The organism is Pyrobaculum calidifontis JCM 11548, from assembly GCF_000015805.1.
Taxonomy (GTDB): Archaea; Thermoproteota; Thermoprotei; order Thermoproteales; family Thermoproteaceae; genus Pyrobaculum; species Pyrobaculum calidifontis.
On sequence record NC_009073.1, the window covers coordinates 1,845,068 to 1,856,472 of the forward strand.

The following is an 11,405-nucleotide window of genomic DNA, read 5'->3' on the forward strand; positions in this document are numbered from 1 at the left end:
AAGCGCCTAGCCGCTGGAAGGCGTGAAAGACGTGTGCTCAGATCTTAAAGGATTCTTCACAGATCTGCGAGGTGAAGCTACATCACGCGCGTAGACGCGTTTGTGTTTAAAACGTTTCTCCTGGGCAGATCTTCTCCACGTATCTAGAGATGTCGAATCCCCTCTTCTTGAACTCTCGCATGTCCTCGTGCCGGGACCACGGGTAGGAGATCCAGACCCACTCTTCTACCTTCTCCGCGTAGTAGTCCGGCGTGTATTGGCTGGTGGCCTTTAGGTGTATGACCGCGGTTTTCACCTCCGCGGCGCCCAGCAGGCCGAGGAGGTTTTTTACGAGGGCAAGAGTGTGCCCCGTGTCTGCCACCTCGTCTACCACCAGCGCCTTTCTCCCCCTTATGACCCCCGGCTCTACGCCGTGGTACACCACCGGCCTCTCAGCCCTCCTCTGGGCGAGGGCCCAGTACTTCACGCCAACTGCCACAATGTCGTCGACCTCGAGCACGTCGCTGATTATTCTAGCCGGCACTAGGCCGCCTCTTGAGACGGCGACTATCACCTCGGGCCTATAGCCCGAGTCTCGTATTTTGCCTGCCAGGGCCTCGCTCAGCAGAATCCCCTCAGCCCACGAAATAAAGCGCACTTTTACCCCGCCGACCTCTACCACGGCCATGCGGCACTGCGGCCAATTGTATAAATCTTTGACGGTCAGCGCCCGCCACTGCTGGGCAGGCTCTCGCCACCAATGCCGCGTGGGTTCAACTCTTCATCCACACTCGTAAAGCCACAGACTTATAAGTCTCACGCCACGTCACAGCCCACAACACCGCTGTTTGGCCACAGGAGGCGCTTATTGCAAAGCGGTAGCCAGTAAACAAGCGCTGAAGAAAGGGAACCTCAGTTTTGTCCAAAGGTGAAATGTGGATAGAGATATTAAGACCCGGCGTTGTGGACGATATGGAGTTCCGGGTGGTGTTTGCCCCGTGGCGGTATAAGTACATAAAGGCGATTGGGAAAGGCGGGTGTTTTCTATGCGAGGCGGCTAATCAACAAGGCCGCGACGACGAGTTGCTCGTGCCTCTCAGGGGTCGGCACGTCTTCCTGATCCTCAACAAGTACCCGTATACGTGGGGCCACGTCATGGTGGCCACGTACCGACACATAGCCACTGTGGAGGAGATGACAGTGGAGGAGTGGGCGGAGATGATCCAAATGGCTAAGAGGGCTGTCGAGGCGTTGAAAAAGGTCGTCGGGGCGCAGGCCTTCATAATCGGCCTCAACATAGGCAGAGCAGCGGGGGCCGGGCTAGAGAGCCACATCCACCTCCACATAATCCCAAAGGACACCGAGGTGAAAGCCGACGACTTAGACGCGGCGTTGGCCGAGTTGACCAAGAAGCTGAGGGAGGCGCTTGTACACACGGCGTAGGCCGCCTCCGTGTGGAAATTTATAACTGGGCCATGATACGACGGCGATGGTTCAAAATTTATCGCAGTTTCCCATAGGCGCGGACCTGGGGGGAGGATATGATTAGGCGCATCTGTCTCAAGAAGTTTAAAGCCGTGGAGGAGGGATGCGTAGAGCTTGGAGGCCTCACCATCCTCTACGGCCCGCCCAACTCGGGCAAGACCTCTTTCATGGAGGCGCTGGCGCTCCTCATGCAGAGCCGGGGGGAGCAGTGGCTCGCGCTTGAGGGCCCGCTCCTTATTGTCCACGAGCCCGAGGACCTGCACTACGGCGGCGACTTGTCCATCCCCTTCGTGGTGGAGTTTGAGGCAGAGGTGGAGGGCGGGGCGTACGGCTACGGCTATAAGTACGCCACGGCGTCTAACTACGTCGAGCAGTGGGTGTCAAAAGGCGGCGAGGTGTTGGCCCACGCGGCTAAGAGGGGGGAACGCGGCGTCTTGCTAAAGCCCGTCGAAGCGGAGCTCTGCACTGCCCCCTACGCAGTGTTGAACGAGGACGTCCTCATCACCTGCGGCGCAGTGGAAGACGAGAAGCTTAGAGAGGCGGAGAGGGCCCTCCTGGCGCTGAGGATTGGACTAAGGGACAAGTTCTACTTTGTAAGCGGGAGGCGGCTCGCCGCGTGGAAGTACACATATGAGACGCACGTGGACCTGATGCCTGCCACAAGCGTGGGGCCCGAGGGGCAGTTCACGCCGCATCACCTCTCGAGGATTCTCACCCAGTCGCAGTTTGAGAGACTGCGCGAGGAGCTCTACCAGTACCTCCCCCTGGCCGACGTAGAGGACGTAAGAGTGGGGCTTGTGAAAAGCGGCAGAATAGCCATGTACATAAAGCGCAGGGGCATGTGGACAAACTCCTACAACGCCGGCACGTACACTAAGGCAATTCTCCCCGTCTTGTTACAGCTCCTCTTGGCCAACCAAGGCGCCGCCGTCTTCATAGACGACATAGACCTCGGCTCTCCCTCCAACCGCGCAGAGGAGATCCTAGGCGCAGTGGCCGACTTGGCAAAGCGCAGGGGGCTACAAGTGGTGGCGTCGGCCAGGGAGCCCTCCTTCGCCGCCGCGGCGGAGAGACTAGGCTTCCACGTGGCGCGGCTGTGAAGCTGGTGGTAGACACCTCCGCCCTCATATTCATAGTGGAGAAGAAGATAGACACGACACAGCTCCTAGAGCACGAGGTGTACATCCCAGACGCCGTGTGGGAGGAGTTACGCAAATTGGCGCAGAGGAGCCGGAAGGCCAGGGCGGCGCTCCAAGTCGCAGCCGCGCTCCACCCCCACCCCTGCCCCAAGGCGGGCCCCGCCGACGCGGCAGTCCTCGACTGCGCACGCGAGCTGGGGGCCGTGTTGCTCACAGGCGACAGAGAGCTGGCGGACAGGGCGAGAAGGGCTGGGGTGCCAGTTGCGCGGTTCCACAAGGGGCAACTGGCCGTGGCGTAAGAAGCCCGTGTAATAAATATAAACTGGTGGTTGAATCACGACGTGCCTTTCAAATTAGTCGAGGCAGAGGACTATGTACGCATACCTCCGAGCGAGTTTGGCAAGCCGCTTGAGGACATTGCCCTCGCCCAGCTGAAGGCCCGGTACGAAAACAGGGTTGTGCGCGAGGTGGGGTACGTCGTCGCTGTCCTCTCGGTTAAGGTCAAAAGAGAGGGCAAGATAATATTCGGCGACGGGGGGACTTACCACAAGGCCAGGTTTACCCTACTGGCCTTTGTGCCGCTGGACGGCGAAGTGGTGGAGGGAGTTGTGGAGAATGTGAGGGAGGTGGGCATGTTGGTCCGCATAGGGCCCATCGTCGGGTTTATAAACAAGATCCACGTCATGGATGAGCCGAATATTTTCTTTGACGCGAGCACCAAGAGCTACATAGGCGAGCGCACTAGGCGGAGGGTGTCTGTAGGCGACATAGTGAGGGCGCGCATCACGGGGGTGAGCTTTACAACGCCGCGCGAGGGGACAGACCTCCTCCTCCGCGTCACAATGACCATGAGGATGCCCGGGCTTGGGAAACTAGAGTGGATTAAGGAGAGAGAGAAGAAGGCGGCCCCGGCCAAGAAGGCATGAGCGCGCGGAAGAAGACACTCTCGGGGTACAAGGCCTGTAGACACTGTAAGTACGTCGTGCCTGAGGACGCTAAACAATGTCCCAACTGCGGCTCGGAGGAGTTTACCTACAAGTGGAGGGGGATGATCGCCGTGTTAGACCCCGCCAAGTCGTGTATCGCCAAGCGGCTCGGCATAGACAAGCCGGGCGTCTACGCGCTTGAGCTCGTCGAGGAGTAGCACTTCAAGACTCGCCCGACCACCGCGAACAGCGCCCTCCTATATGCCTCCAGCTCTCCCAGCAAAGCGTCGTACTCCACAGGCGCCGCATGGAACTCCTCGCCTAGCACCTCCGCGGCCACGGCCCTCAAGGCGCCCCGGGTAAGCTTGTCGTAGAGCTCGAGCAGGCGCCGCAGGCGCGACTCAAAGACGTAGTAGTCGTTGGCCAAGGCCGCCGCTTCGCTCTCGGCGAGGCACGCGCCGCACTCGTAGCGGCGGATCAGCACCTCAATGGCCTCTGCCACCCTCGCCCCCACCGCCTTCCTAAACGACTTGCTTTGGAGCTTCTCCTTGAGGATGGAGATGGCCTCTTCCTCGTCCACGGGGGCTATAATTAAGCTTTTTATATACCATGCAAAAGACCCAGATGCTTTCTGCCGAGATATTCAGGAGGAGGGGCCACATTAGGAAGCAGTGCCCCCTCTGCAAGTCGCACTTCTGGACTCTCCGCCCAGACCAGGAGGTGTGCGGCGACCAGCCCTGTACCCCGTACGGCTTCATTGGCAACCCTCCGACGAAGGTTGCTGTCGAGTCTTTGAGAGATGTGAGAGAGAGGTTTTTGAGCTTCTTCGAGCGCCACGGCCACGCCCGCATTAAGCGGTACCCAGTGGTGGCCCGGTGGCGGGACGACGTGTACCTAGTGGGGGCGTCTATCTACGACTTCCAGCCCTGGGTCACGAGCGGCGCGGTCCCCCCTCCCGCTAACCCCCTCACTATCTCCCAGCCCTCTATTAGGCTGACAGACGTGGATAAGGTGGGTAGGAGCGGAAGGCATTTGACGGGGTTTGAGATGATGGCACACCACGCGTTCAATTATCCGGACAAGTACGTTTATTGGATTGACGAGACTACGGAGTACGCCTACAGGTTTTTCACAGAGGAGCTGGGAATTCCGCCCGAAGAGATCACCTTTAAGGAGTCCATGTGGGAGGGAGGCGGCAACGCTGGGGAGTGCTTCGAGGTGCTGGTGAGGGGGCTTGAGGCGGCCACCCTCGTGTTTATGCACTACGAGGTTAAGGACGGCAAGTACGTGGAGCTCCCGCTCAAGATCGTGGACACGGGGTACGGCCTGGAGCGGATATACTGGCTCATAAAGGGGACGCCCACAATCTACGACGCAGTGTTCGGCCCCTATTTGGCCAAGGTTAGGGAGAGGCTGGGGGTGCCAGAGCCGCCGCGGGACGTGATGGCCAAGGCCTCTATATACTTTGGGCAAATGGACCCCGAGGTCATCAGCCTCGACAAGGCGTACGACATAATTGCCGAGAAGATCGGCGTGGACGGGAAGTGGCTGAGAGAGGTGGTGAAGCCTCAGGAGGCCCTCTACGTCTTGGCAGACCACTCTAGGACTGTGGCTTGGATGATCGCCGACGGCGTCATACCCTCCAACAGCGGCGCGGGGTACTTGGCCAGGCTCTTGATAAGGAGGGCGCTTAGGGGGCTTATGTTAGCCGGCGTAGACGCGCCACTCGTTGAGCTGTTCGACCTACACTTGAAGGAGCTGAGGTACGACTACCCCGAGGTGTGGGAGGCGAGGTCCCTCATTCTCGAGCTGGTGGATATGGAGGAGAAGAAGTACAGAGAGGTGTTGAAGTCGGCGCCTGCCGTGGTGAAGAGGGCGTTGGAGGAGAACAGGAGGCGGGGGAAGGCGGGGTTAGACAAAGAGGACCTCGTCACGCTTTACGACAGCTACGGGTTGCCCCCAGAGGTGGTGGCCGAGGCGGCGAAGTCCATGGGCATAGAGGTCAAGGTGCCAGACGACTTCTACTCCCTGCTGGCCTCGCGCCACGTGCGGAGGGAGAAGGGGCGCGAGGCGACGCTGGTAGAGATGGCAAAGGTGGCCGACTTGCCGCGGACTAGGGAGCTGTTCTACGAAGACGCGTACATGAGGACGTTTAAGGCCAAGGTTCTCCGCGTAATAGATGGGAAATACGTGGTCTTAGACCAGACGGCGTTTTATGCGGAGGGCGGCGGCCAGCCGGCTGACACTGGAGTACTGCGGCACAGCGGCGGCGTGGCCAAGGTGGTGGACGTGCAGAGGGTGGGCCACGTAATAGTCCACGTCGTGGAAGGCGACGTCCCCCAGGAGGGGTCCGAGGTGGTTGGGGAGGTGGATTGGGAGAGGAGATACGCGTTGATGAAGATGCACACTGGGACCCACGTCCTCATCCAGAGCATTCGCAGAGTGCTTGGCCCACATATTTGGCAGGCGGGGGCGCAGAAGGACATACCCTTCAGCCGCATCGACGTGACGCACTACAAGTTGCCCACGCCTGAGGAGGTGGCAAAGATAGAGAGGCTCGCCAACGACGTCGTGCAGCGCGACCTCCCAGTGTACGTCAAAGTCATGCCCCGCAACGAGGCTGAGGCAAAGTACGGCTTCATCCTCTACCAAGGCGGCGTGGTGCCCGCCAGAGAGATCAGGGTGGTGCAGATAGGCCCCGACGACGAGCCCTACGACGTCCAGGCCTGCGGGGGGACCCACCTCAGGCGCACTGGGGAGATAGGCCTCATAAAAGTGCACAAGGTAGAGCGCATCGCAGATGGAGTAGTGCGTTTCATCTTCACCACGGGGCCCCACGCAGTTGCCTATGTGCAAGAGCTAGAGCGCCAGGCCGCAGAGGCCGCCGCCCTTGGAGGCGGTAGCAAAGAGGAGCTGGTGGAGGTGGTGAAGAGGCTCTTGAAGAGGGCGGAGGAGGCTGAGAAGAAGGCGAGGCACTACGCAGAGCTCTACGCCGCGGCCCTTGCCGAGAATCTCAAGGCCGAGGCAGTGGGCCAGCGGAGGCTTGCCGTGGTCGAGCTTGACGACGAGGAGCTCGCCAAGAGGGTTGCCCTCTTGGCCACCAAGAGGGACCCCGACCTAGTCCTAGTGGTTAAGGCTGGCGAGCGGGTGACTATCTACACAGGTGGCGTCGACGTGGGGCCAATAGTCAAGGCGCTTAGAGAGATAGGGTTTAGAGGAGGCGGCTCCAAGACCTTTGCCCAAGGCGTCTACGCCGGCGATGTGGAAAAGTTAAAAGAGGCCATTAGGAGGGCCCTATGATACCCACAAGCCCCCGGGAGCTTGAGAAAATCTTAAAGCGCATGGGCATAAAGGTGGAGGAGGTGGATGTAGCGTACGTCGAGCTGAAGTTGAAGAACGGGGAGACCATTAGGATAAACAGCCCCACCGTGGCCCTAATGCGGATGCCCAACAAGGTCTTGGTCTATCAAATCCAGGCGGCAGAGGGCTCTGTGCAGAAGGTGGCCCCCGCGGCCGCCCCCGCCACGTCTGAGTATCAGCCAAGCGAGGAGGACATAGCGCTGTTGATTGAGCAGACCGGCGCAAGCAGAGAGGAGGCCATAAAGGCGCTTGTGGAGGCCAAGGGCGACTTAGTACAGGCTGCCATGAAGCTGTTAAAGAAGTAAATTTATAATATCCCCCCTTCAATCTGCCATGCCAGCTAGGCCGGCGCGTTGTTACAGGAGGATTAAGGGGCCGCCGTATACGAGGGAGGAGTACATACACGGCGCGCCGATGATCCAAATACCAAAGTTCGACATGGGCACCACAAGCGCCGCGGCGCGGGCCGCCTTCACCATGGTCGCGAAGTTGGTAGCAGAGGAGCGCGGCCAGATTAGGATGCAGGCCCTAGAGGCGGCCCGCCAAATATCCTCAAAGTACCTCACTAAGTACGTAGGCGACGCCAACTACTACCTCAGGCTAAACGTGGTCCCCCACCACGTCTTGAGAGAAAACAGGATGTTGGCCATGGCGGGCGCAGACCGTCTCCAGGAGGGCATGAGGCTGGCCTTTGGCTCGCCGGCGGGGAGAGCAGCGCGTGTGGAGCCCGGGCAGGTTATATTCTACGTAGAATTCAAGCCGGAACACTTGGCGCACGTGAAGGAGGCCCTACGCCGCGCGGCGTCGAAGCTACCAATACCTACGCGCATCGTCGTCGAGCCGAAGGGAGATGGTAAGACAGCTTCATAGGGCAAGGATAGAGGCCGCGCTACTCCTCCTAGAGAAGGTCCTCTCTGGCGCTGTGACATCTCGCTCGGCCCTAGTCGCAGAGCTACAGTCGGTGTACAGAGAGAGGGGGATAGAGCCCTTTAGAGGCCTCTCCAAGGAGGGGGTATACGACAAGGAGGTGGCCACCGTGTACGTGGTGGGTGTCTACGGCGCCGGGGTCATGTCCCCCGGCGAATACGACGACGTGTTCTACATAGAGAACAGGTCAGAGGCCGCGCTCGACGTGGTGAGAAAAATCACAGAGGTAGTGACCAAGGAGACGCAGGAGGAGCTCAAGAGGAAGACCGAGGAAGTGAAGGGAAAGTCTGAAGAGGACAAGGTATTTAGAGTACTCCGCCTAGCCTTCACAGGCACGGTAATGGGCTACTTCCCCGAGGTACTGCTAGTCAAAGCCATAAAGACCTACGAAGTGGCCTACCCCCACCTCTCAGAACGCTTGCTCAACTACGCCGCCTTCTACAGCGCGTATAAGATAGCAGAAGAGATAGCCCTGGGGAAGATAAGGACTGCTGAGGACTTGAAAATCCACAAATACACCTACTGCCTACGCCTAGGCTTCCAGAAATGCAAACCCTCAGACAAGCTAATCGCCGAAGTCGCCTCAGCCATATACAAGGTAGACAAGGCCACCCTCTCGAGGCTATTCGCAAAGGGAGTACTTCCAAAACTGGGATAGTTTTCCAGACCCTTCGTTGCCCCGTCCCTGGAAGACTCTCCACATATACTCTAGACCTGTTGTATTGATTAATGCCGCCTTTGCCAATCTGAAGTCCTTCCTGTCGCCCACTTCTAGCTTTTCATACACCTCGATACAAACTTCACCACAGCCTCTGCCACTTGTTTCACATGCATCTCCTCCTGGGGGGTGTGCCCCATCCCCTCCACTTCGACGATCTCCAGCGGGAAGTTGAAGCGGTCAGAGAGCCCGGCCAGTATGTCCACATGTGTCCTTGGCACCACGTCGTCGTTTGACCCCCTTATGTAGAGCACGGGGGGCATTCCGTTGCCGATGTACCTAGAGGGGGAGGTGAGCTCTAGCTTGTTGCCGAGGGCCATGAGCTCGTTTGCAAGACGTCTGAGGTAGGGGTTGTTCGACTGAGATATGTACTGTAGCTGTAGCCTCCTGTCCACCGGCGCGGCGACTGCGACGACGCATTTCACAAGCCCGGGGTTCTTAGCCGCCAGGAGGAGGGCCACCGTGCCCCCCATGCTGTGCCCAGCCGCGACGACCACCGGCAACTCCCTAACTCCCGCCTCGTAGCCGTCCTCCACTTCCCTAATCTGCGGCGCCACGACCTCTAGGCCTAAGCCGCGGAGAGGCTCGGCGAGCCACTGGACGTTGGCAGGCGAGCTCCTAAACCCGTGGAACACCAAAGCCTTACCCATGTGGAGCACTATTATGCCATTTTTAAAAGATTTAGAACTAAGCGCCCCTAGCCTCGCCGGCGTACGGTACGCGGCCTTTGCGCCCAACGGGGCCAAATATATAAAGTAGAGTGTAAGAGGGAACATGCGTCTCGAAGTTAAGATCAGCGGCTTGCCGCGGGATAAGAGGAACATCTTGGTTTTGGCGTGTCCTGAGCCGTCGCTTGCTGGGGTAGTGGCGGTGGAGTACCTCATTGACCAGCTCCAGATGGAGGAGATAGGCGCCATCAAGATCACGGAGATGCCGCCGGTCATCGCCGTGGTAAACGGCGCGGCGAAGTTGCCACACCGCATATTCTACTCTAGGCAGGCGGGCATCGTGGCCATTAGGCAACACGTCCCAATACCGCCGCAGCTGTACGCCGAGTTTATCCACAAGGTGTTAGACTGGGCCGAGGAGAACAAGGTAAAGCTCGTGGCGTGTCTCTCCGCCATGCCCGCCCTGGGCGAGAAGGAGAGCGACGCGGTGTACTTTGTCACAGAGGAGGGACTCGTGGAAAAGTTCAAGGAGTACGGCTTTGTCCCCATACGAGAGGCCACTGTGACTGGGCTAGAGGGGGCCTACCTAGACGCCGTCCTAGGCCGGAGCATAGACGGCGTACTCCTCATCGCAGAGTCCAAGCTCTTAACCGCCGTGAAGAGGCTCGTCGACAGCGGGAAAGTGGCCACCCACAGAGACGTAATAGCCATCTTAAACGACTTAGTAGGCCGGACGGGCCCCGACGTGGGAGCCGCACTCAAGCTGGTAAACGCCGTGGCAAAGCTGGCCGAGACACAGATAGACACCTCAAAACTACAAGAACACGCCTCAAAATACGCATTCCTAGTTGAGAAAAACATAGAGGCCCTCTTCAAGCCCATGGAAGCCGTGGCAACAACGGCAAGGCGAGAAGTGCCTCTAGTGTTTTAAAGTCGATTTTTACAAACATCCTCCACTGGCACCACCTCCACAGTTGGCTGTAGAGATTGAGTTCCCCGTAAAACGTCGCAATGACACAAACACTCAAATATTAACGAAGAGAGACACAACATGGTAAAGAGCTTATTAACTACATACGCCATTACCGGGGTCCTCCTCTTAACCTCAGTCTGGGTCGCCGCTGTCGATTTGTCGGGGCTGGTGGACGACGTCATTAACGCTACATCGCCACTTGAGAGGTTCCAGCCCAACTATGTCTTCTATGTCAACGGCTGTAAAGTGCTCGTGTTCATCACAGACTTCGACGAGAAAAACTCGCCGCTGACGGCGGGGAACATCACCGATTTACACATCTTAAGCAACAAGTCCTCAACCCCCCTCAACTCTACCCAAGCCGAGCGGCTGTTAGACGCCTTACTCAAGCGCCTGGGCCCGCCTAGTAAGGTCACCGTCGCCATGGCCCACCGACGAGTGGTCGTCGAAGACAATAGTTCAATTCCTGTTACTTTAGAGTGGCGCGACTTACTACACATCGCCGCCTCCACGGCTAGGGGGCTTAGGGAGGAGGCGGAGAGGGCCCTTGGCGAGGAGGTGCTTCTTGGGCTTAAAGACGTGCGGGAGGCTATACGCGCGGGGAGACAAGAGGTAGCTTATTTGGCGGACGTTGTCTGGCAAAACAAGGACGTAAGAGTCGTAATTACTCTAGACCTCTACCACACCTCACTTGACGTCGCAACGGCAGACCTCGCAAAGGCCGTGGAGCTCCTCAGAGGCGTTAGGGAGGAGGTGGGCCCCATCTACGACTTGGTGCGGGTTACTCTAAAATACGGCCCCTACCTCTTGCCGCGCGACGAGAAGTTTAGAGCGGCCCTGATAAACGCAACGCAGACCATTGAGAAAGAGCTAGGCACTGTGCGGGAGGTTCGGGACGTGTGCGGCCACCTTTTGGGCATAGAGGGCACTATGCACACATTTGCCCCACTGGCGACTGGCCCCCTCTACGTGGTCTTCCCGTTTCCCGGCGGCACTGTGCCGGATAGGGCCACTGCTGAGAGGCTGGTCCGCCGCTTTGTGGAACTGTCAGGTTTCTGCGAAAGCCCGCTGGTGGTGGAGTTTTGGCCAAAGACAGGGATAGATTTCCTCGTTCCAGAGTGTATACCGCGTACTTTGCTCTTCGCCATAGTCGCTGCCGTTGGGGCGGCCGTCGCAGTGGCCGTCGGCCTCCTTATGTTAAAGAGGCGGCTTGTGAGCTGAGGTTTTTGA

The 11,405-nt window shown here is 58.6% G+C and carries 14 protein-coding genes; 11 read left to right on the forward strand and 3 right to left on the reverse strand.

Going from position 1 to position 11,405, the window contains the following annotated elements; translation table 11 throughout:
• Nucleotides 1-106 precede the first annotated feature (106 nt).
• Complete coding sequence (locus PCAL_RS10515; RefSeq protein WP_011850659.1) at nt 107-667, reverse strand: phosphoribosyltransferase; 561 nt, start codon at nt 665-667, stop codon at nt 107-109.
• 284 nt (nt 668-951) lie between these two features.
• Between PCAL_RS10515 and PCAL_RS10520 the strand changes: the two genes are divergently transcribed.
• From PCAL_RS10520 to spt4, 5 genes are all read left to right on the forward strand, one after another.
• Nucleotides 952-1,422: an HIT domain-containing protein gene (locus PCAL_RS10520; protein WP_193322708.1), complete on the forward strand. Its 471-nt coding sequence runs from the start codon at nt 952-954 to the stop codon at nt 1,420-1,422.
• A gap of 98 nt (nt 1,423-1,520) precedes the next feature.
• Complete coding sequence (locus PCAL_RS10525) at nt 1,521-2,564, forward strand: ATP-binding protein (protein WP_011850661.1); 1,044 nt, start codon at nt 1,521-1,523, stop codon at nt 2,562-2,564.
• Nucleotides 2,561-2,902, forward strand: a complete 342-nt coding sequence (locus PCAL_RS10530; RefSeq protein ID WP_011850662.1) for a PIN domain nuclease — start codon at nt 2,561-2,563, stop codon at nt 2,900-2,902. Before PCAL_RS10525 ends, PCAL_RS10530 begins: the two co-directional genes overlap by 4 nt.
• A gap of 42 nt (nt 2,903-2,944) precedes the next feature.
• Nucleotides 2,945-3,529 (forward strand): DNA-directed RNA polymerase, encoded by a 585-nt coding sequence (locus PCAL_RS10535; RefSeq protein WP_011850663.1) that lies wholly within the window; start codon nt 2,945-2,947, stop codon nt 3,527-3,529.
• A complete protein-coding gene (spt4, locus tag PCAL_RS10540; RefSeq protein ID WP_011850664.1) occupies nt 3,526-3,747 on the forward strand; it encodes a transcription elongation factor subunit Spt4 in 222 nt (73 codons plus the stop codon). The genes PCAL_RS10535 and spt4 overlap by 4 nt, the downstream gene beginning before the upstream one ends.
• Here spt4 and PCAL_RS10545 read toward each other — a convergent pair.
• Complete coding sequence (locus PCAL_RS10545) at nt 3,720-4,109, reverse strand: hypothetical protein (RefSeq protein ID WP_011850665.1); 390 nt, start codon at nt 4,107-4,109, stop codon at nt 3,720-3,722. The two genes, spt4 and PCAL_RS10545, sit on opposite strands and share 28 nt — an antisense overlap.
• A 44-nt stretch (nt 4,110-4,153) precedes the next feature.
• Here PCAL_RS10545 and alaS point away from each other — a divergent pair, with 44 nt between their 5' ends.
• The 4 genes from alaS to PCAL_RS10565 are packed head-to-tail and all read left to right on the forward strand — an operon-like array spanning nt 4,154 to nt 8,474.
• Nucleotides 4,154-6,829: an alanine--tRNA ligase gene (alaS, locus tag PCAL_RS10550; protein WP_193322709.1), complete on the forward strand. Its 2,676-nt coding sequence runs from the start codon at nt 4,154-4,156 to the stop codon at nt 6,827-6,829.
• A complete protein-coding gene (locus PCAL_RS10555) occupies nt 6,826-7,194 on the forward strand; it encodes a nascent polypeptide-associated complex protein (protein WP_011850667.1) in 369 nt (122 codons plus the stop codon). The genes alaS and PCAL_RS10555 overlap by 4 nt, the downstream gene beginning before the upstream one ends.
• 28 nt (nt 7,195-7,222) lie before the next feature.
• Nucleotides 7,223-7,759, forward strand: a complete 537-nt coding sequence (locus tag PCAL_RS10560) for a 50S ribosomal protein L16 (RefSeq protein ID WP_011850668.1) — start codon at nt 7,223-7,225, stop codon at nt 7,757-7,759.
• Nucleotides 7,740-8,474 carry a DUF2192 domain-containing protein gene (locus PCAL_RS10565; RefSeq protein WP_011850669.1) on the forward strand — a complete coding sequence of 245 codons (735 nt, stop codon included), beginning with the start codon at nt 7,740-7,742 and terminating at the stop codon, nt 8,472-8,474. Before PCAL_RS10560 ends, PCAL_RS10565 begins: the two co-directional genes overlap by 20 nt.
• Nucleotides 8,475-8,587: 113 nt before the next feature.
• On the opposite strand, the gene PCAL_RS10570 is transcribed toward PCAL_RS10565, so the two are convergent.
• Complete coding sequence (locus PCAL_RS10570) at nt 8,588-9,184, reverse strand: alpha/beta hydrolase (protein WP_011850670.1); 597 nt, start codon at nt 9,182-9,184, stop codon at nt 8,588-8,590.
• Between the two features lie 124 nt (nt 9,185-9,308).
• Here PCAL_RS10570 and PCAL_RS10575 point away from each other — a divergent pair, with 124 nt between their 5' ends.
• Nucleotides 9,309-10,133 carry a proteasome assembly chaperone family protein gene (locus PCAL_RS10575; protein WP_011850671.1) on the forward strand — a complete coding sequence of 275 codons (825 nt, stop codon included), beginning with the start codon at nt 9,309-9,311 and terminating at the stop codon, nt 10,131-10,133.
• A 120-nt stretch (nt 10,134-10,253) separates the two neighbouring features.
• A complete protein-coding gene (locus tag PCAL_RS10580; RefSeq protein ID WP_011850672.1) occupies nt 10,254-11,396 on the forward strand; it encodes a hypothetical protein in 1,143 nt (380 codons plus the stop codon).
• Nucleotides 11,397-11,405 lie beyond the last annotated feature (9 nt).